Source organism: Bradyrhizobium sp. CCGUVB4N, from assembly GCF_024199945.1.
Lineage (GTDB): Bacteria > Pseudomonadota > Alphaproteobacteria > Rhizobiales > Xanthobacteraceae > Bradyrhizobium.
Window position 1 is genome coordinate 530,735 of record NZ_JANADP010000001.1, and the last position, 20,117, is coordinate 550,851.

Below are 20,117 nucleotides of genomic sequence, written 5' to 3' on the forward strand. Positions count from 1 at the left end.
TGCCGCAAAACAACGACCCCACACCGGCCGGAGGACGCCCATGATCAGACCGACGCGCACCGCATCCCGCGCTGCGACGACCACCACACTCTTCACCGCTCTTGTCGCCTCTCTTGCCCTCGTTTCCGGAGTCCGTGCCGGCATGGCCGAAACCTTCGCCTATGTCGGCAATGCCGACTCCAACGACATCAGCGTGTTCAAGATCGCCGACAACGGTGAGATGACGCCGGTGCAGACGGCCGCCTTCACCGGCGTCGAAAAGCCTGGCTCCTCCACGCCGCTTGCGATCACGCCGGACCATCGCGTGCTGATCGCCGGCGTCCGCTCGCAGCCGTTCCTCGCGGTGAGCTTTGCGATCGATCCCAAGACGGGTCTCCTCAGCCATATCGGCAACGGGCCGCTCGCCGACAGCATGGCCAACATCGCCACCGACCGCGGCGGCAAGGTGCTGTTCAGCGCCTCCTATGGCGGCAACAAGGTCGCGCTGAATCCGCTTCAAGCCAACGGCGTCGTCGCCGAGCCGAAGCAGGTGATCCCGACCGGGCTGAACGCACATGCCTTCCTGCCCTCGCCCGACAACCGTTTCGTGTTCGCGACCAATCTCGGTTCGGACCAGGTGTTGAGCTTTGCGTTCGATGCCGCTGCGGGCACGCTGACGCCGAGCGATCCTCCGTCGATCAAGACGCCGGAGAAATCCGGGCCGCGGCACTTCGTGTTCCATCCCAACGGCAAGTTCGTCTATCTCATCCACGAGCTGAACGGCGACGTCGCAGCCTACAGCTATGAAGCCAAGAGCGGAGCCTGGGACGAGGTTCAGCGCACGACTGCATTGCCTGAAGGCTTCAACGGAAAGCCCTGGGCGGCCGACATCCACATCACCCCGGACGGCCGCTTCCTCTACGCGTCCGAGCGCACCACCAACACGCTCACCGCCTACAAGGTCGATGCATCAACCGGCAAGCTGACCACGATCGGCAGCGTGCCGACCGAGAAGCAGCCGCGCGGCTTCAACATCGATCCGACCGGCCGCTACCTCGCCGCGGTCGGCGAGCTGTCCGACGGCATGACGGTCTACGCCATCGACCAGAGCAGCGGCGCACTCAGCAAGCTGAAATCCTACCCCACCGGCAAGAAGCCGAACTGGGTGGAGTTCTTGACGCTGAACTGAGGTTCGTCCTCGTACCCTCGTCCAAGGCAGGGCTGTCGCCGTTGCGGGAAGCTCGCCTGTGGCCATCCTTCGAGACGCCCGCCTCCGGCGGGCCCTCAGGATCAGGACGGAGTGTGTGGCGGCAATTGCAAGGGGGCGACGATGCTGCGGAGCCTCATCCTGAGGAGACCGCGGAGCGGTCGTCTCGAAGGACGAGGCGCTCGCTCAGGCCTCGCCAAGCCCATATGCGATAGCCCTCCCCCACAAAGGGGGAGGGTAGGAAGACAGCGTTGCTGTCGGCCGAACGCGATACGACTTCGACCCGTCGCGCCCTAGCTGAAGAAATGCCCGCCCGAGGCCTGCGCATAGGCCTGCCATTGATGATCGAGCACGATCGTCTCGTGGCTGCCGTTGCTCTGGCTGATGTCGATCACGAGGTCGTTGGCGCCGCCGCGCTGGGCGGTGACGTCGGCCGACGCCTTGACGAGATCGGCCAGCGCCGCCATCGAGTTCACGACCACGCCAGAGCCGGCGCCTTCGCCGGTGTTGAGCACGGTCGCGGGATGCGCGCCTGACGAGGCGAAGGTGCTGGCCTCGTAATCGTAGAGCACCAGTGCATCACCCTTGTTGAAGTTGAGGTCGAACACGGTGTCGGTGGCGCGCTGGCCGGCGGCCTGGTCGGTGCCGTTGAAGCGGAATTGATCCGCGCCGGCGCCGCCATAGAGCAGATCGTTGCCGCCACCGCCGTTGAGCACGTCGGAATGCAGCCCGCCGATCAGGATGTCGTTGCCACCCTTGCCGTCGAGGAAGCTGCCGACCGGGCTGAACAGATTGGCGATCAAGAGATTGTTGCCGCTGTTGCCCTCGACCAGATTGTCGGAGACGACGGTGATCGTGGTGCCGCCATGGCCGTCGGACGCAAGCTGGTAGTTCAGCCCCGACGCATAGGCATGCGAGTCGAGCTGGAGCGTGATGGTGCCGGAATTGCCGCCGGTGATGGTGAGCACATTGTCGGCCGACAACGTCGCTTTCGTCGCCTTGCCGATGCCGGCGAGGTCGATGGTGTCACCGACGCCAAAGCCCTCGATCGTGTTGTCGAGATGGCCATGGTCCAGCGCCGCCTTGTCGATCTTCAGCGTCTGCGCGCCGCTCTCGAAGGTGATCGCCCCGGTGCCGGCCGCGTCGAGCGCCGCGAGTTCCAGCGTGCCGGCATGCAGCGTGGTGCCGCCGGTATAGAAGCTGGTCTGGCTCAGAACGGTGGTGCCGGTGCCGGCCTGATCGAGCGAGCCGTTGCCCGAGATCGTGCTGTTGAACACGAAGACGTCGGAATGCGTCGAGGCGAGCACGCCGTTGTCGATGACGTTGCCGGCGAGCGAGCCGCCGTCGGAAACAGTCAGCCTGGCGCCGGTCTCGATGCTGATGCCGGAGGTGAAGCTTTCGGCATCGGTCACGGACCAGCTGCCGCCCTGCACATCGAGCACCTCGAAATTCACCGTGTGCGCCAGCGTGCCGGAGCCGGTGCCGAGCAGGTTGAAGGTGTCGGTGCCGTCGCCGCCGTCGATCGTGCTGGTGAAGACAGCACCGGTGTAGTCGTTGACGATGTCGTCGCCGCCGCCGAGTGCGACGCTGCCCTCGATCGTGCCGTGATTGGTGATGGTGTCGGCAAAGGTGTCGGTGATGGAGATCGCCTCGCCATTGCCGCCGTGGATGAGACCCCAGTTCACGATCGTCGTCGGCGCCCAGCCGTTGCCGCCATTGCTGCCGTTGCTGCCATCGGGGCCGCCGGTGCCGTCACTGTCGTTGACGGTGATCGCGCGCTCGAAGCTGGTGATGACGCCGCCGATCTCGTTGATGATGGTGCCGCCGCCGATAGTGACGGCCTCCTGCAGGTCGACCGTCCCGTCGGCCTCGACGACATGCACGCCGGTGGCCTGGATGGTGCCGAAATTGTCGAGCGTCAAAAGGCCGTCCACGTCGATGCCGTCGCCGTCCACCGCCACGCCGGCGTTATAGCCGCCGGTGCCGATGATGATGCCGTGATTGGTCACTGTGGTCATCGACAGGCTGGGCGTGTCCAGATTGATACCGCTGCCGAGATCGCCGGTGATGGTGCCGTCATTGTTGACGGTGACGGGCTGGTCGCCGGTGATGCCGTGACGGGTGCCCTCGATATTGCCGCCGGTATGGTTGTTGACGGTGCCGCCGGCATTGCCCTGGAAGTCGATGCCGTCATTGTCGTCGCCGCCGGCATTGCCGCCGAAGACCTTGCCGTAATTGTCGATCACCATGTTGACGCCGCCGCGGATCGCGTCAGCATCGGCCGCCTTGATCAGCCCGGTCGCCTCGTTGGTGAGGTGAATGGTACCGTTGATCGAGACCAGGTCGGTGAAATCGATCGCCTGGCCGTTGCTGGAGCCCGATCCTGTCGACTGGATGGTGCCGGCATTGTCCACGGTGACAGAGTAGGTGGCGGTCGTGGTCAGCGTCGCGGCGGTGATGCGGACCGCATCGCCCTGCGACTGGATCACGCCGTGCTGGTCGTTGTCGAGCGTGAACGAGGTGATGTTGGTGAGATTCGAGGTGTTGAGGTTGATCGCGCGGCTCGCCGAGGCGGTGGCGTCGATCAGCCCGTCATTGTCGATGGTGATGATGCCTGCACCGGGACGGATCGCGTCATTGCCGGAGGCGCCGATCACGGCGCCGGTGTGATTGGTGATGTTGATCGTCTCGGTTGGCGAAACGATCGCGGCGAAGTCGAGCGCCTGGCCGCTCGTGCCCGCGACGATGTTGCCGGACGCATCTACCGTGCCGGAGACGATGCTGCCGGAATTGTCGACCGTGATGGTGCCGCCCGAGAGCGCGGTGTTGATGCGGAACGAATCGTCGCCCGTGATCAGCTTGGCGCCGGCCTCGTTGGTGAAGGAGAGATTGCCCGATGTGAACGAGCCCTTGGTGTCGATGCCGCGCGTCGTCGCCGTGATGGTGCCGGCGTTGTCGATCACGACGGTCTGCCCGGCCGTGCCGCCGGTCCAGGTGATGTCGGTGGTATCTGACAGCGTGCCGCCGGCCTGGATGATGCCGGTGTCGGTGCCGCTGACGGTCTTCGCGGACGTGACTGTGGAACCGCTTGCCACGGTGAAAGAAGCCATGATCCCTCCCTGACGTGCCCTGGAAATTCGGCGCCAGTCGGCACCGCAAAATGTTTGTGGGGCCTGAGCGGTATCGGCGGGACATGACGGTGGGATGACGCGCTGTTAGATCACGTACAAAGATCGTAGCCCGGATGGAACGACTTGTCCGCCGAAGCTCGAAGAGCGAAGGCGGAAGCGCAATCCGGGACCTCAACCGCGCATCTCGTTCCACTCCATGCGGGCTACATGCGTTGGAGAGAAAGGCGGATTACCCGCACGCCCAGTCGAATTTCATGTCCTTGAAGTCGAGCTGTGCATTGCCGCCACCAAAATTGTAGCCGCCGAAATATTCCTCGAACTCGATGTAGAACGGGCTCATCTCCGGCACCGCCTGGCACGGCCGCATCGTGCCGCCGAGATGATTTTGGGCGTGGTCCTTGCCCCAATCGTGCAGGCGGAAATTGTCGCGGCTCACGACACCGTCGACATAGTAATAGTAGGGCTGGTACCCGGTCGGCGGCCCTTCCTTCACATGCTTGTCCTGAGGGCCCTTGCCGGCGTTGGGATCATCGGCGCGGGCCGTCAGCCCGATGGCGCGGTTTTCGGCGAGATCGTTGCGCGGCGTGCTCGGCAGGAGCTTCTTCGCGTAAGCGGGCGCGGATTCGTGAAACGCGCTAGCGCCGCCGACATCGAGCCAGCGCGGCCGCTCCGCGGTCGCAAGCGCAAGCGGCGCCGGCGGGGTTGCGAACGCGCCGCCATATTCGGCCTTGGTCAATAGGATCGCGGCATATTCGTAATCGAGAATGTCGGTCATGCGCGAGAGGCGCGGATGCGCGGGGCGCGCCGCCACCGCCTCGCGGATTTCAGGGTCATCCGGCGCGCCGCCGTCATTGTGGTCGGGCGCGGTCGCAAAGAACGACACCGCGACGATGTCCTCGCCATGTACGCGGTAATCCTCCGGCAGCAGAAGCGTGAAGCCGTGCATCAGCGGGTAACCGGTCACGGGATCGAGCGGCCATTGCTCGCTCGCGATGCCCGGCGGCAAGCCATAGACCCAGCCATGGTCGCGTGTGCGGTCGGCGGGGCGGTCCAGCATCTGCAGATCATACGCACGCGAAGGCAAGGCAAACGCCACAGGTCTCTCCCATCCGAAGTCAGGCCTCGTCGCTGAGGCCTGAGTTAGTCGCGGGGAGAAGCGATGTGGTTCGTGGGGGCGCCACAAACTCCGTTGTCGTCCCGGCGAAAGCCGGGACCCATAGCCCCAGGGAGCAGTTTGGCGAAGATTGGTCGTTCGGTACTAATACCAACCGCAATCGATAGATTCCGCGGTATGGGTCCCGGCCTTCGCCGGGACGACCGCAACTCGCGGCTTCAAACACATCAGAGCTTGGTGATCTCAGGCCCCAAACGCCCGATGATGCCATCATGCCGGTGTTTTGCCCGACGTGTCAAACGGCGCTGACCGCCCCGGCGTGGCGCTTGCGCAAATCGTCGATCCCACAGCCCCGCCTACTGTGCATGGGGTTGTTTTCGACTTTTTGTTTGCGGTTACCCTCTGCGCCGCGCGGCGGAGGCATCGACCAGCGCGTCCGCTTCGTCATGCCAGGATAAGATCTCCATCGCCAGCACCGGATGATTGAAACCCTTGAGCTGGAGATCGTCGAGCGCGCGGGCTTCGACGGAGTGTTCGACCATGCCGTAGACGCGGCGGCTCACCACGATCTGGTTGGCCAGCGCCTCGCCGCAGAGGCGGGAGGCGAGGTTGGTGACGCTGCCGATCGCGGCATATTCCAGCCGCTGTTCGAAGCCGACCTGGCCGAGCGTAGCATAGCCGAGCGCGATGCCGATGCCGAAGCCGAGGCTGTGGCCGCGGTTGCGCCAGCGCTCGGTCAGCGGGCCGATGGTGTCGCGCATCTCCACCGCCATCTTCACGGCGCGCGCGGTGTGGTCCTCGAACTGGATCGGCGCGTTGAACAGGATCATCACGCCGTCGCCGGCATATTTGTCGAGCGTGCCCTCGTATTTGAAGATCAGCTTGCCGAGCGCGGCGTGATATTCGCGCAGCACGTTCATTGCCTCTTCGGGCTCGGTCGCCTCGGTGAAGGCGGTGAAGCCGCGCAGGTCGCAGAACACCACGGTGACTTCGCGGCGCTGGCTGGTCAGCAGCCCCTCGGGACTGTCGGAGGAGGCGATCAGCTGCGCCACCTGCGGCGCCAGGAAACGCTCGAGCTTGCGGATGCGCTCGATCTCGCCGAGCTGGGTCTCGACGCGTTCCTCCAGCGACTTGTTCCAGTTCTTCAGCTGCTCGGTCTGCTCGCGCAGCTTGTCGGCCTGGGCGCGCACGGTCTCGTTCGCGGTCTCCAGCGCGTGGCTCTTGTGGTCGACCTCGGTGAACAGGCGCGCATTGCGCATCGCCAGCACCGCCTGGTTGGCGAAGGTGCGCATCAGGCCGGTGAGGCTGCCTTCGAACGCGCCGCTGGCACGGCGCAGCACCACCAGCGAGCCGAGCGTGCCCTGCTGATCGACCAGCGGCACCGCCAGCACCGAATGGAAGCCGGCGCTGACCGCGACGTCGCGCAGCGGCTGCCCGGCGGCGTGATCGAGATCGGCAATCGCGATCGGCTCGCCGCGCGCGGCGGCCTCGCTCAAAATGTTCTCGCCTTCGTCGATCGTGACGTGGGCGCCCTCGACCGATTTGTCGATGCCGTCGGCCTCGACCAGGTTGAAGCGGCGTCGCTCGGCGTCGTAGCCGTAGATCGCCACCGCGTCGGCGTGGCTGATCTCCAGCGCACGCGCGGCGATGGTCGGCAGCACGGCGTTGAGGTCGAGCGAGGATGCGACCGCGCGGCCGACCTCTTCCAGCACCTTCAGCTCGTTGATCGACTGCGCGAGATCGCGGGTGCGCGCCTCGACCTTTGTTTCGAGATCCGAATAGGTCTCCTGGAGCTGGCCGGCCATGCGGTTGAACTGGCCGGCGAGCTCCTCCAGCTCGTCGGAGGTGTGCACGTCGATGCGGTGGCTGAAGTCGCCTTCGCCGAGCTTGTGCGCGCCGTCGCGCAGCGCGGTGATCGGGATGATCATGCGGCGCGCCAGCAGCGTGCCGGCGAGGATCGCGACCAGCAGGCCCATGCCGATCAAAAGCGCGATGCGCACGAGTTGGTCGCGGATCGGTGTCAGCGCCTGCACGGTCGGCTGCTCGAACAACACGCTCCAGCCGAGTTTCGGCACCGGGCTTGCGGCGGTCAGCACCGAATGGCCGTTGAAGTCGGTGCCTGATGTGTCGGGCTCACGGCCGGGCGAGATCGCAGCCGCGACCTGCGCCAGCTTCGACAGATCCTTGCCGATTTCGGGTCCCTTCGACGAGGCCGCCAGCACGCGGCCGCGCGCGTCGACCACATAGGCGAAGGCGGCCTTGCCGACCTGGGCGTCGGACAGGAAGTCGGAGAGGAAGCTGAGATCAATCTCCGCCACGGTGACGCCGGCATTGAAGCCAGAATGCGCCACCGAGATCGACATCACCGGCTTCTGATCGACGAAGCTCGCCGCCGAATAGCTGACCCCGCGCGCCACCGCGTCGGTGAAGCGCATGTCGCGGGCGAGGTCGGCGTGGCCGCCCGTCGTGGTCGACTGGCGCGAGACGCGCAGCACCTCGTGGCCGTCGCCGTTGAGCTGGAACAGCTGGGAGACGACGGAGACCTGCTGCAGCAGCTGGGCGTAATCGGCGCGGCGCTTCTCCAGCGTGTCCCGGCTTGCCGTCGTCACCCAGCTGATCTGGCGCTCGAGCTCGGAGATGGATTGCTCCATGCGCCGGGCGGCGGCCTGCGCCTTGTCTTCCAATCCGTCGGTCAGCGATGTCTTGGTGGCGCGATAGGAGATCCAGGTCTCCATCGCGCCGTTGACGGCGAGCACGAACACGACGAGGCCGACGAGGGAGGCGACGTATTTGACGAAAAGGCCCTCGCGCAGAAACCAGGTCTTGTCTTTCGCTCCCGCCATCCGGATCCTCTCGCGCCGCAACCGACGCCGGCGCTATGGGCCGTACGGGCCCCGCGGCTCTTCTACCACAATTTGGGCCTTTGGACCGGCAGGGGGCCGGTCAAGGGCGGGTGTGGTTACCCGCCGCCGACGTGGGGGCGGCTGGCCGGGCGGTGAATTGTCGCAGCCGGCAGGCCGCCTCGTCCGTTCGGATGAAGAACTGTGTGATGAGGCCGTGTAAGGCTGCGCGCGGAGTTCGCCGCCTTGGTCCGCCAATCACCGATTAAACAACTGCCGCATCACGTCGTTCATCGGCTGGCTGTCCTGCTGCGCCTCGGGCGGGTCCTGGGTCGGAGGGGTCGGCGAAGCCTGGGGGGCCGGTGTGGTCGGGCTGCCTGGCAGGCTGCGGCTCCGGCCGGTGCCGTTTCCGGCGCCGCTCGAGAGCCCCTGCTGGATCAGGTTGCCGATCGCCTCGCCCAGCTGGCCGCCGAGCAGATTGTTTTGCCCCTGTCCCTGCCCTTGCTGCTGCGTCTGCGGATTGGCATTGCCGGCCGCGTTGCCGCCACCGGGTGCGGCGGTGCCGCCGAGGCCGAAACTGTTCAGGATGTTGCCGAGCCCGGCTCCGTCAGGCCCGAACAGGCCCTTGCCCATCTCGCGCAATTTGGCATAGGCGGCATCCGGATTGTCGAGCACACCGGCCATGTCGGGATAGATCCGCGGCTGCGACCACGCGCCGGTGATCATCACGGGAATGCCGAAGCCGACGGGATCGGAGGTGCGGCCCTGGCCTTCGGTCGTCATCACCAGTTTCGGCTCGACGCGAAAGCCCATCATCTTGGTGTCGAGCGCAATGGTGCCGGCGCCGGTGACGCGCACCAGCGGCCCGATCAGATTGAGATCGGTCGTCACCGCCTGGCCCTTGTCGATGCGGAAGGACGCCGAGAGCTGCGACAGGTCCGTGCTCTGCTCCTGGCTGTCCTGCCAGCCCGACAGCGTGCCCGACGTCAGCGAACGGATCATCTGCGCGACGTTGATGCCGCGGATGGCGCCGTCCTGGAAACTGACGAAGGCGGTGCCCTGCATGTTCGCCATCAGCGCGCGCTGGCTGGTGCCGGCACTGCGCAACGCGAGCTTGGCTTGCAGCTTGCCGTCGATCCGGTCGAACTCGGCAAGGCCCTGCAGCAGCGGCAGCGCGCGCACGCCGACGAGGTCGGAATGCATCGCAAAGCTCGGCGCGCCGCTGGTCGCATCCAAAATCACCTCGCCCGCGACCTGGCCGCCATAGGCGCCGAGATTGGCGGTGCCCGCCTTCAAGATGCCGCCGGCAAGTTTGGCATCGACCGCCAGCGGCGCAAGACGGGCGTCGCCGACGACGGCTTCGTTGGCCGAGATCCTGATCTGCGCGTCGACATAATTAAGTCCGGACACGTCGATCGGCGCATCGCTCCAGGGTTGCCCGGTCGTACCGTCAGGCGATTTCGCCAGCGGGATCGCGAGCCGCTGGAAATCGAGATCGACCTTCACGAGCGGCTTGCTCGCGATGTCAACCGAGGCCCAGCCGTTGAATGCGCCATCGCCGAACGTGCCGTTGACGCCATTGACCATCACGACCGCACCGTTGAGCCGCAGCTCCGCGTGGCCGGCGAGCTGCGACTTCAGCACGTCGGGCATATCGATGGCGAAATCCACCGGGATGGTCTGCCGCTCGATCGGCGGCGCCGGTGTCGTGGCCCTGATGTCGAATTTGGTCGGATGATCGCCGACGCGCGCGGTTCCGGCGATATTGACCTTGCGGTCGCGGCCCATGACGGCGTCGGCATCGATCGCGCTGATGCGGCCGTCGACGCGATCGCGCACGCGCGAGAATGCGACTTCGCCGTTGGTGACCTTGATGCGGTCGATGGTCGCGCCGTCCATGTCGAGCGCAAGCGGCTTCGGCGAGGTATCGGCGTTGGGCAGGCGCTCGCGCAGCAGCGGTTGATACAGCACCGGATGGGTGACGATGATCTCGCTGATCTTCGGACGACCCGACCACACGCTTGCGAGCGACATGTCCGCCTGCACGCTGTCGATCGTCACGCGCGTGATGCCGCTGCGGTCCTTGGGGTCCTGGAGCGTGAGATCGTTCAGCGTGACGTTCAGCGTCGGCCACAGGCTGATCTTGGTGGTTCCGTCGATCGACAGGCGATAGCCGCTCGCCTGCTCGACGCGCGAGGCGATGGTCGCGGTCAGGAAGCCCGAGGGAATCCCGATCACCTGCAGGAGTGCGATCACGACGATGACGGCGAGCAAAGCTACGCCGGCGAATTTCACTGCTCTCATGTCGACTTTCCAACGACGGACGAGCGGCGTCGAATCCGGCAGATTGCCCGTCCTTCGCGCCCGAGTTTATCCCGGGACGGGAAGCCGCTCCAAGCGGCTAAAATTAGTCGGGAGGTGCTGCAAAGTTATGTGACTTATGACACACTTCTCCGACGCGGTTTTACGCGATTCTGACGATGATGCTTCCAAGCGATTTGCAAGCGATTTGCCAAAGAAACTGGCCAAGAAATTCACAAGGACGTTGAAATGAGCAAGCAGGCCGAATTTGCGGTCATTCTGAAAATGAATGCCATGTTCGCCGATCTCGGTGCGGACGAACTCCAGCGGTTGTCCAATCTCTGCCACACCCAGCATCTGGCGAATGGCGAGGTGTTGTTCCAGAAGGGCGATCCCGGTGACGCGCTGTACGGCGTGCGCCGCGGCCAGGTCCGTATCGAGACCGGTGCCTCCGACGGCAGCCGGCTGACATTGAACTTCATGGGGCCGGGCGACCTGTTCGGCGAGGTCGCGGTGCTGGACGGCCAGAGCCGCACCGCCGACGCGACCGCCGGCGAAGTGAGCGAATTGTTCGTGCTGCGGCGCGAAGACTTCCTCGCCTTCCTCGAACGCGAGCCGAAGGTCGCGATCAAGATCATTGCGCTGTTGTGCCAGCGCATCCGCTGGCAGAGCGAGCGCATGGAGGAATCCATGTTGCAACCGCTGCCGGTCCGGCTGGCGCGGCGGCTCTGCGCGCTCGCCGCCGATTTCGGCTCCGAGGTGCACATTTCGCAGGAACAGCTCGGCGTCTTCGTCGGCGCCGCTCGCGAGAGCGTGAACCGCCAGCTTCAGGCCTGGCGCAAGGAAGCGATTTTGGATCTGCAGCGCGGCCGTATCCTGCTGCGGAACATGACCAAGCTGACGGCGATCGCACGGAACGAGTAGCGATCGCGACGAGGGGGTTCAGTTCGCTTGCTTCAGCCGCGCCGGCGGGAACTTATTCCGCCGCCGGGTGCACGATGCTCTTCGGCGCATGTGCCGCTTCCGCGGCCTCATGATGACCGTTGGTCTCAGCGTCTTCGCTGTGCACGATCAGCCGCTTGCCGAAGCGCCAGATCAGGGCGCCGAGGTCGTCCATCACCATGAACATCGCGGGCACGAACACCAGCGACAGGATGGTCGAGAAGATCAGGCCGCCGATCACCGCGAGCGCCATTGGCGAGCGGAACTCGCCGCCGGCGCCGACCGCGAGCGCGCTCGGCATCATGCCGGCGGCCATCGCGATCGTGGTCATCACGATCGGGCGGGCGCGTTTCATGCCGGCGTCGATCATCGCCTCGTCGCGCGGCTTGCCGGCATTGATGGATTCGATCGCGAACTCCACCAGCATGATCGCGTTCTTGGTGACGATGCCCATCAGCATCAGGATGCCGATCCACACCGGTGTGGTGAGCTGCTTGCCGGTGACGAGCAGCGCGGCAATCGCGCCGCCGATCGAGAGCGGTAGCGAGAACAGGATGGTGATCGGCTGCAGGAATGTGCCGAACAGCAGCACCAGCACCGCATAGACCATCATCAGGCCGGCGGTGATCGCGGTGGCGAAGCCGTCGGACAGTTCATTGAGGCTTTCGGCGTCGCCGGAGGGGGAGACTTTCACGCCCTTCGGCAGGCTCTTCATGACAGGCAGATCGTAGATCTTCTTGGTCGCATCGCCGAGCGCCGCGGAGCCGACGAGGTCGGCGGCGACGGTTGCCTGCCGCTCGCGGTCGTAGCGGTTGATGCTGGTCGGGCCCTGGTCGAGCTTGACGTCGGCGATGACGGACAGCGGCACGCCGCCTTTCTCGCCGTGCTCACCGAGCGGCACGCGCAGCTGCTCCAGCGTCTTGAGATTGCCGCGCGCGGCATCCTCGAGCTGCACGCGGATCGGCACCAGACGGTCGCCGACGTCGAACTTGGCGAGCGCCGGACCGACGTCGCCGATGGTTGCGACGCGGATGGTCTGCGACAGGCTTTCGGTCGAGACGCCGAGCCGTGCGGCGAGATCGGCGCGCGGCTCGATGCGCAATTCGGGGCGCTCCAGCGAGGTCTCCGAGATCACGTTGGAGATGGTCGGAATCCGCTTCATCTGCGTCGCGAGTTCGCTGGCGACGTTGTTGACGATGTTGGCATCGACGCCGGTCACCACCAGCGAGATCGCGCGCAGGCCGTTCTCGTCCAGGAACCAGAAGCGGATATCGGGAACGTTCTCCAGCTCCTGGCTGATCGAGAACTCGAGCTCGCGCTGGGTGATGTTGCGGTCGTTCTTGGGCGTGTAATTGATGATCAGGGCAGCGCGCCGGACTTCCTGGGTGCCTGGCGGAACGCGGCCGCCGTCCACGAAGATGCTCTTCACTTCGGGCCGCTTGCGCAGCCGCGCGACGATGTCCTCGGTGACCTTTTCGGTGTAGGCGAGCTGCGTGCCCGGCGGCAGTTCGAGGGCGAGCAGCGAGCGGGCGCTGTCCTGCGCCGGCAGGAAGCCCTGCGGCAGCAGCGTGATGCTCCAGATCGAGGCCGCGAAGATGCCGAACCCGATCAGCACGGTGATGAAATAGTGCTTCACCGACCACGAGACGAGACCGTGATAGGTCCGCAGGATGCGGCCGGGCGGCGGCTCTTCATGATTGCCATGTTTGAGAAAGTAGGCCGCCAGCATCGGCGTCACGAAGCGCGCCGCGAGCAGCGAGAAGAACACCTGCACCGACACGGTGATGCCGAACTGCTTGAAGAACTGTCCGGCGATGCCCGACATGAAGCTCGCGGGCGCGAAGATCGCGATGATGGTCAGCGAGATCGCGATCACGGCGAGGCCGATTTCGTCGGCGGCTTCGAGCGCGGCACGGTAGGGCGATTTGCCCATGTTCATGTGCCGTACGATGTTCTCGATCTCGACGATGGCGTCGTCGACCAGAATACCTGTCGATAGCGTGATGGCGAGGAAGCTGACGAGGTTGAGCGAGAAGCCGAGGATGTCCATCGCCCAGAACGCCGGGAAGATCGACAGCGGCAGCGAGACCGCGGCAATGATGGTGGCGCGAAGGTCGCGCAGGAACAGCAGCACGATGACCACGGCGAGGATGGCGCCCTCGAACAGGGTCGAGATCGCCGCTTCGTAGTTGCCGTTGGTGTATTCGACCGAAGTGTCGATCAGCTTGAGGTCGACATCGGGATAAGCGGCCTTGAGTGCGTCGATGCGCTTCTGCACGGCTTCGGCGACCTTCACGTCGCTGGCGCCCTTGGAGCGCTTGATGCCGAGTGCGACCACCGGCTCGCCGTTGAAGCGGGCGAAGGTGCGGCGGTCGGCGATGGTGTCGGTCACGGTGCCGAGATCGTCGAGACGGACCTCGCCGCCGCCGAACAGCGGGACCATGGTGCCGGCGAGGTCGCTCAGCGTCTTGGCGCCGGCCAGCGTCCGGATCGCCTGGTCGTTCTTGCCGATTTCGGCGCGGCCGCCGGCGACGTCGACATTGGTGCCGCGCAGGCTCTGGCTGACATTGACGGCCGTCAGCCCCATCGCCTGCAGGCGGTCGGGATCGAGCGAGACCAGGATCTCGCGCTCGACACCGCCGATGCGCTCGACCTGGGCGACGCCGCGCACGCCCTGCAGCGCGCGCTTGACCACGTCGTCGACGAAATAAGACAGTTGTTCCGGCGTCTTGCCGGGCGAGATCGCGGCATAGGTGACGATCGGCAGGCCGATCACGTCGACGCGCTGGATCAGCGGCTCGGTGACGTTCTGCGGCAGGTTCGAGCGCACGCGCGTCACCGCGTCCTTGACGTCGTTGAGTGCGCGATCGGTGTTGGTTTCCAGCGCGAACTGGATGGTGGTGACCGACACGCCGTCGGTGATCGAGGAGGTGATGTGCCGCACGCCCTCGACGCCTGAGACGGCGTCTTCAACCGTCTTGGTGACCTGGGATTCGAGTTCCGCCGGGGCGGCGCCGAACTGCGCCACCGCGACCGAGATCACGGGAATGTCGGCCGAGGGCAGTCGCGTGATCGCGAGCTTGGTGAAGGAGGTCCAGCCGAGGATCAGGAGGATGATCGAAAACACCACCGACGGCAGCGGATTCCGGATTGACCATGCCGAGATATTGAGAGCCATCAGCGTACCCGCGTGCGATCGAGTTCATCGGCGAACATGGTCTTGATCTGGTCGCCGTCATGGAGCGAAGAGCCGGCGTCGGCGACGACGATTTCGCCGACGTCGACCCCTTCAAGGATTTCGGTTTGGCTGTCGGATGTCAGCCCGACGCGCACCCGACGTGTCTCGACGGTATTGCCTTTGACCACCTGCACGGTGAGATGGTCGATCGCCGTCTTGGGAACCGCGACACCGCAGCTTCGCTTGGCGTCGATCGAGGCACGGGCAAACACGCCGACCTTCAGCGACGGATTGTTGGTGACGCTGATGCGGACGCGGCCGAGCTGCGTGGCGCGGTCGATCTCGGGCGCAACCAGCCGGACGCGGCCGATCAGATCGGCGGCGTCATCCCGGCTGATCCGTACCGTCGCGCCGGGGCTGAGTTTTGGCATGTGCACGGCCGGGACCTGCGCATCCAGCTCGATCTCGTTGTTGACGGCAATGCGGAACATCGGTCCGGCCTGCGGCGATGCCGGTGCACCGACGACGGTCCGCACTTCCGTGATGAGACCCGGGGCCGGTGCCTTCAGCGAGATCGGACCCTGCGGGCCCGGCCTTTGCGGCTGGCCCGGGATCTGCGGCGGCGCCGTCAGGCGCGCCAGCTCCTGATTTTCGGTGACGATCGCGCCTTCGGTGACGAAGACGTCGGTGACCTTCGATCCTTCCTGGTCGGGCATGACCACGGCCTCGCGCCGCGGCACGAAGAAGCCGGTGACGCGCACCAGATCGGAGAAGCAGGCGTTGGTCGACTTCGCGACGATGACGAGGGCCTCGCCCGGCGTCTCCTTCGCCTCGGGGCGATGCCGATGCTCGAACCAGTAATAGCCGAGGCCGAGCGCAACGATGAACGCCACGGTTCCCGCAGGCTTGAGATATTCGGAGATGTTCATCGCCGGATCATCCTGGCCTGGCTCGGGGTTGCTGGGATCGTTTCCCTGAAACGAAGCGGCGTCCCGCAGGGCTGCGGGACGCGCGCTGGGAGCAAGACTTTACACCACATCACGACTTGTCACTGCAAAGGATTACGTCGTGGTCACTTCGATGCGGTGGTCTTGTTTTCCATATTCACGACCTGAACGCGGCGGTTCACCTCCGCCATCGGCTGGCTGGGATCTTTCAGCTTGCTCTTGCCGTAGCCGACGGTGACGAGATCGGTGGCGGCAATGCTGTACTTCTCGACGAGGTAACGCTTGATCGAATCCGCGCGGCGTTCCGACAGCTCCTGATTGTAGCCCTCGCCGCCGGCGGCGTCGGTATGGCCGGCGACCACGAAGGTCGAGCCCTTCAAATCGGGGCTGGTCAGTGCGCGGCCCAGCGCCTGCACCGAAGGCAGCGACTTGGTGCTGATGTCGGCCGAGTTGTAGTCGAAGGTGATTTCGAGATCGATATTCGGCTTGTCCTTGGCGGCCGAGGCGATCTCCTCGCGCTCGGTCGACGACAGAGAGCGCGTGGCGCGGCCGCGGACCGACTGGATCAGCTTGGTTTCCGCCGCGTTCGGCGCCGGATCGGCCTGCGGAGCGATCGAGAGGCCGCGGGTGAGGGGCTTCTTCGGCGGCGGCGCCAGTGCGCGGACGATCTCGTCCTCGGTGACGTTCTTGCTGTTGCCGTCGTCGCCGGCGAAAGCGGGCGGGAGTGTCAGCGCGGCGCCGATGGTGAAGATGGACAGGATCGCGGTCAGTCCCTTTGCAGCCAATCTCATTGCCAGTCCCTCCTGCGCGAGCCCGCGCGGTTCCAAAATTCCTGCAAGTGGCCCCCACGGCAAGGCCGCCTGCGGCACCCGTTCTGTTAGTCTTGCCGGACCGCCGCGGGTTCGAGGCGCTGCCGGCCTCAAATCAAAAAAATATCAACGCACTCCGTAACTTGCGAATTCCTGCACGATGTTCGGGTCCATCGCTTTGGCATTGGCGACGTCGAGCGCGCCCTCCTGGGCGGAGCCGTTGCGCTGCTTCGCGACGCCCCGTCCATAGAGCGAGGAGGTCAGGCGCGGGTTGATCTTCAGCGCGGCGTCAAAATCGGCGATGGCGTTCTTTGCCGCCCCGGATTTGAGGTTCACCAGCCCGCGGCTGTCCAGCGCATCGACGAAGTTGGGCCGCAGCCGCAGCGCCTCGTTGCAATCCTTCAGCGCGCCCTGGAGGTCGCCGACCACGGCACGGGTCCAGCAGCGGTTGTTCAGCGCCTCGACGTCCTTCGAATTGATCCGGAGCGTCTCGTCAAAATCCTTGATGGCAAGGCTGTAGGCCCCCTTGCTGGCATAGACCTGGCCACGCCGATACAGCGCATTCACATCGTCCGGATTGGCGGCGATCTTGGCCGTCAGGCCCTTGATGGTGGGATCCTCCGCCAGCGCGGACGCGCTCGGCCCACCATCTGCATTCGGCGACGGGGCGGGCTCGGCCGGTTTGGCCGGCGGTGTCGGCGGAGGCAGCGCAGCTTCAACCTGCGGCTTCGGCGCGGGCGGCGGTGACGGAGGTGCAGGCGGCGCCGGCGGATTGTTCGCGGCCACGGGTGGTGCTGCTGGCGGTGGGGCGGGCGGTGCCGGAGGCGGGTTGTTGGCGACCGCAGGCGGCGGTGGTGCGGGAGGCGCCGGTGGCGGGGTCGTCGCCGTCGGGCGCGATCCGGCTGCACCCGGAATGAACGAGAAATCCTCGGCGAGCGAGGACGAGATCCACGGCACCTGCTCGCCGCGCGAGGCGCGGGTGACGCCCATCTTGGTGCGGTTCAGCGTTTCCTCCGCCATCAGGTCGGGGACACGGATTTCCTTGAGCAGTTCCTGGACGAACAGGCTGTGGTCGCCGCCGGCGTCCGATACCACCGATGCCAGCGCCGCCGAATACATCACCAGGGTGCCGTTCGGCGCGATGACGGGGGTCAGGCCCGCCGAGAAGCTGCGGAACCGCCGTTCGAACGGGTTGCGCCTGGAGGCATCGATCAGCGCGATCTTGACGCCCGCGCCGCGGGTGTTGAGCTCGCCCAGGATCGCTTCGATGCTGAACCCGTCGCGACGGACGTCGGACTCGGTCCAGATCTGCGCGTCGACCGGGATCATGTAGCTCTGGCGTGCCGACTGGATGCCGAACCCGCTGTAGAAGATCAGCGCCACCGAGCCCGGCTTGATCTTGCCGTAGAGCTTGTCGAAGGCGCGGCGCATCGCGTCGCCGGTCAGGTTCTCGCCGACCTCAACGGAAAAGCCGTCGCGCTTGAGCTCGTCGGCGACGTCACGGGCATCGTTGAGCGGCTCTTTCAGCGGGCTGTCGGCATCCGGGTATTTGGCATTGCCGATGACCAGCGCGTAGCGGTCGCCGGCGGCGTGCGACGGCGCGGTCGGGATGAGCGAGACGAGCAAGGGCAGAAGAAAAAGGAAGCGAATTTTCATAATCAGCGCGGTCCAGCCAAAAAGGCGCCGTTCCCAGCTTGCGCCGCGGCGACCTTAACTTACGCAAAGTGCATTATCAAACCGGGGAGTGGAGGCGTCAACCGCTTGGAGATTCGGCACTATCGCGACAATTGACCGCGACGCATGGGCAGCTCGCGAGGGGAATAAATCGGCGGTCACGGCTCTCCTCGACGCGTTCTCGTTCAGGGTTCCGGCCGTCATGTTAGGCCGGCACTCGCGACGAAAATGTGATTGGTCTCACATTGCGCCCTGCGTCCATCGCGGGCTCAGGCGTTTGACCTTTATGGTGGGCAATGGCTTGGTGCGCGGCAGGTCCATTCAGAAAAAGCAAAAGCCGGGATCAAGATCATGGGAAACGCCTACGAAATCTACGCTCTTCGCTATGCGACGATGTCGCCGCGCACCCCCAGCATGAATTTTCTGGCGCCCGACCCGCATGACAGCGCGGCGCAGGATCTCGACTACTTCGTTTGGCTGATCCGGGGGCAGGGGTGCGATATTCTGGTCGATACCGGTTTCAATGCCGAGGAGGCCATCTCGCGCGCGCGCAAGCTGACGCTCAATCCGGTCGATGCGCTGGAGCGTTTCGGCGTCGCCGCGTCGAGCATTCGCGACATCATCGTGACGCATCTGCATTACGATCACGCCGGCAACCTCGATCGCTTCCCGAATGCGCGCTTCCATCTCCAGGAGCGCGAGATGGCTTACGCCACGGGCCGCTGCATGTGTAACGGACTGTTGCGACATCCATTCTCGGTCGAGCACGTCACCCAGATGGTGCGCCATGTCTACGGCGAGCGCGTCAATTTCTATTCCGGCGACGGTGAAATCGCGCCTGGTGTCACCGTGCACCGCGTCGGCGGCCATTCGGACGGCTTGCAGGTGGTCAAGGTCGAGACCGCGCGCGGTCCGGTGGTGTTGGCGTCAGACGCCGCGCATTACTACGCCAATCTGCAGCGCCGCAGCCCGTTTCCGATCGTCTACAATGTCGGCGATATGGCCGTGGGCTGGGAGACGATCGAACGTCTCGCCGGCCATCCCGACCGGTTCATTCCCGGCCACGATCCGATCGTGACCGAGATCTATCCCCGCGCGAGCGACAAGGTCGACGCCTGGGCATTGCATGTGCCGCCGACGCGGTCGTTTGCGAAGTGACGGAGCCAGGGCGCGTCCGTGTAAGTCCTGAGCGCAGCGGACATCAGGCGGTGAGGCGAGATTCGCGGGCGGCGGGCGTGATGTCAACGAGCGCCGGCAGGATCCTCGCAAGCAACGACATCGCGGGGAGATCTTCGAGCCGCTAGCTCCGGCGGAGAGAATACCGCCAGGTATCCTGCATCCCCCGCGAGCTTGTATGCGGCAACCTCGCGATAGCCGACGGCGGTCAATTCGCAGCGCAAGAGCTCAATTGGCGTGCCATGCTTCGACGTTGGAAGCTCAAGATCGACAATTCCGACCCGCGCACCCTGCTTCAGGGCGGGCGCGAGATTGTAGAGGAAGGCATAGGGTTGGGCGATCTCGTGATACATATGCACAAGGATTGCGGCGTCCAGCGAGGAAGCGGGCAGACGCGGGTCGTGTGGTTCGCCGAGCGCAAATTGCACGTTCGTCAACTTCAGAAGTTCTGTTCGCCTGGCGAGTTCGACGAGGTAATCCCGCGTGACGTCTTGGGCAATGACAGAGCCGGCGGGGCCGACGAGGTGCGAGAGCCTGACCGTGTGGTAGCCACTGCCTGCTCCAATGTCGCCGACTGTCATGCCTGGTTTCAGTTCAAGAACGCGTGCGATTTGACCGGCCTCATTGAGGGCGTCGCGGCGCTCTTCGGCGGAGCGGCGTGGGCTGACGATCCGTGCGACAGGGCGCTGCGGTGAGGGAAACTCGCTTGCAGCGACTCCAGGGGGAGCCAGATAACCTATGTCAGCGGCGCATGCGCGAGTTGCGGCAAACGCCACAAATAGCATCGCCATATACGCCACTGCCGTCACGGCCTACCAA

At 65.2% G+C, this 20,117-nt stretch carries 12 protein-coding genes; 3 read left to right on the forward strand and 9 right to left on the reverse strand.

Annotated features, from left to right (window positions below; all coding sequences use genetic code 11):
- The first annotated feature begins 40 nt into the window (after positions 1 to 40).
- Positions 41 to 1,168, forward strand: a complete 1,128-nt coding sequence (locus NLM31_RS02525; RefSeq protein WP_254127751.1) for a beta-propeller fold lactonase family protein — start codon at positions 41 to 43, stop codon at positions 1,166 to 1,168.
- A 311-nt stretch (positions 1,169 to 1,479) separates the two neighbouring features.
- On the opposite strand, the gene NLM31_RS02530 is transcribed toward NLM31_RS02525, so the two are convergent.
- The 4 genes from NLM31_RS02530 to NLM31_RS02545 form a co-directional block, all read right to left on the reverse strand.
- A complete protein-coding gene (locus NLM31_RS02530) occupies positions 1,480 to 4,296 on the reverse strand; it encodes a hypothetical protein (RefSeq protein WP_254191354.1) in 2,817 nt (938 codons plus the stop codon).
- Between the two features lie 250 nt (positions 4,297 to 4,546).
- Positions 4,547 to 5,374, reverse strand: coding sequence for a hypothetical protein (locus tag NLM31_RS02535; protein ID WP_254191355.1), 828 nt, complete (start codon positions 5,372 to 5,374; stop codon positions 4,547 to 4,549).
- A 452-nt stretch (positions 5,375 to 5,826) separates the two neighbouring features.
- Positions 5,827 to 8,274: an adenylate/guanylate cyclase domain-containing protein gene (locus tag NLM31_RS02540; RefSeq protein WP_254127754.1), complete on the reverse strand. Its 2,448-nt coding sequence runs from the start codon at positions 8,272 to 8,274 to the stop codon at positions 5,827 to 5,829.
- 255 nt (positions 8,275 to 8,529) lie between these two features.
- Positions 8,530 to 10,575 (reverse strand): AsmA family protein, encoded by a 2,046-nt coding sequence (locus NLM31_RS02545; RefSeq protein WP_254191356.1) that lies wholly within the window; start codon positions 10,573 to 10,575, stop codon positions 8,530 to 8,532.
- Positions 10,576 to 10,821: 246 nt separating this feature from the next.
- Between NLM31_RS02545 and NLM31_RS02550 the strand changes: the two genes are divergently transcribed.
- Entirely contained in the window at positions 10,822 to 11,496 is a 675-nt protein-coding gene (locus NLM31_RS02550) for a Crp/Fnr family transcriptional regulator (RefSeq protein WP_254127756.1), read from the forward strand.
- 52 nt (positions 11,497 to 11,548) lie between these two features.
- On the opposite strand, the gene NLM31_RS02555 is transcribed toward NLM31_RS02550, so the two are convergent.
- The 4 genes from NLM31_RS02555 to NLM31_RS02570 form a co-directional block, all read right to left on the reverse strand.
- A complete protein-coding gene (locus tag NLM31_RS02555) occupies positions 11,549 to 14,692 on the reverse strand; it encodes an efflux RND transporter permease subunit (RefSeq protein WP_254191357.1) in 3,144 nt (1,047 codons plus the stop codon).
- Positions 14,692 to 15,621, reverse strand: a complete 930-nt coding sequence (locus NLM31_RS02560; protein ID WP_254127758.1) for an efflux RND transporter periplasmic adaptor subunit — start codon at positions 15,619 to 15,621, stop codon at positions 14,692 to 14,694. The genes NLM31_RS02555 and NLM31_RS02560 overlap by 1 nt, the downstream gene beginning before the upstream one ends.
- Before the next feature lie 143 nt (positions 15,622 to 15,764).
- Positions 15,765 to 16,430, reverse strand: a complete 666-nt coding sequence (locus NLM31_RS02565; RefSeq protein WP_254191358.1) for an OmpA family protein — start codon at positions 16,428 to 16,430, stop codon at positions 15,765 to 15,767.
- A gap of 144 nt (positions 16,431 to 16,574) precedes the next feature.
- Positions 16,575 to 18,104, reverse strand: coding sequence for a caspase family protein (locus NLM31_RS02570; RefSeq protein ID WP_254191359.1), 1,530 nt, complete (start codon positions 18,102 to 18,104; stop codon positions 16,575 to 16,577).
- 369 nt (positions 18,105 to 18,473) lie between these two features.
- Between NLM31_RS02570 and NLM31_RS02575 the strand changes: the two genes are divergently transcribed.
- A complete protein-coding gene (locus tag NLM31_RS02575; protein WP_254191360.1) occupies positions 18,474 to 19,280 on the forward strand; it encodes an N-acyl homoserine lactonase family protein in 807 nt (268 codons plus the stop codon).
- A gap of 83 nt (positions 19,281 to 19,363) precedes the next feature.
- Here NLM31_RS02575 and NLM31_RS02580 read toward each other — a convergent pair whose 3' ends face one another.
- Positions 19,364 to 20,083, reverse strand: a complete 720-nt coding sequence (locus NLM31_RS02580; RefSeq protein ID WP_375143621.1) for a methyltransferase domain-containing protein — start codon at positions 20,081 to 20,083, stop codon at positions 19,364 to 19,366.
- Positions 20,084 to 20,117: the final 34 nt, after the last annotated feature.

Excerpts from the sequence above, each read along its gene's own strand:
- NLM31_RS02525 (WP_254127751.1), top strand. The coding sequence starts at position 41 with ATGATCAGACCGACGCGCACCGCATCCCGCGCTGCGACGACCACCACA.
- NLM31_RS02560 (WP_254127758.1), bottom strand. The coding sequence starts at position 15,621 with ATGAACATCTCCGAATATCTCAAGCCTGCGGGAACCGTGGCGTTCATC.
- NLM31_RS02540 (WP_254127754.1), bottom strand. The coding sequence starts at position 8,274 with ATGGCGGGAGCGAAAGACAAGACCTGGTTTCTGCGCGAGGGCCTTTTC.
- NLM31_RS02555 (WP_254191357.1), bottom strand. The coding sequence starts at position 14,692 with ATGGCTCTCAATATCTCGGCATGGTCAATCCGGAATCCGCTGCCGTCG.
- NLM31_RS02550 (WP_254127756.1), top strand. The coding sequence starts at position 10,822 with ATGAGCAAGCAGGCCGAATTTGCGGTCATTCTGAAAATGAATGCCATG.
- NLM31_RS02580 (WP_375143621.1), bottom strand. The coding sequence starts at position 20,083 with ATGCTATTTGTGGCGTTTGCCGCAACTCGCGCATGCGCCGCTGACATA.
- NLM31_RS02530 (WP_254191354.1), bottom strand. The coding sequence starts at position 4,296 with ATGGCTTCTTTCACCGTGGCAAGCGGTTCCACAGTCACGTCCGCGAAG.
- NLM31_RS02535 (WP_254191355.1), bottom strand. The coding sequence starts at position 5,374 with ATGCTGGACCGCCCCGCCGACCGCACACGCGACCATGGCTGGGTCTAT.
- NLM31_RS02565 (WP_254191358.1), bottom strand. The coding sequence starts at position 16,430 with ATGAGATTGGCTGCAAAGGGACTGACCGCGATCCTGTCCATCTTCACC.
- NLM31_RS02575 (WP_254191360.1), top strand. The coding sequence starts at position 18,474 with ATGGGAAACGCCTACGAAATCTACGCTCTTCGCTATGCGACGATGTCG.
- NLM31_RS02570 (WP_254191359.1), bottom strand. The coding sequence starts at position 18,104 with ATGAAAATTCGCTTCCTTTTTCTTCTGCCCTTGCTCGTCTCGCTCATC.
- NLM31_RS02545 (WP_254191356.1), bottom strand. The coding sequence starts at position 10,575 with ATGAGAGCAGTGAAATTCGCCGGCGTAGCTTTGCTCGCCGTCATCGTC.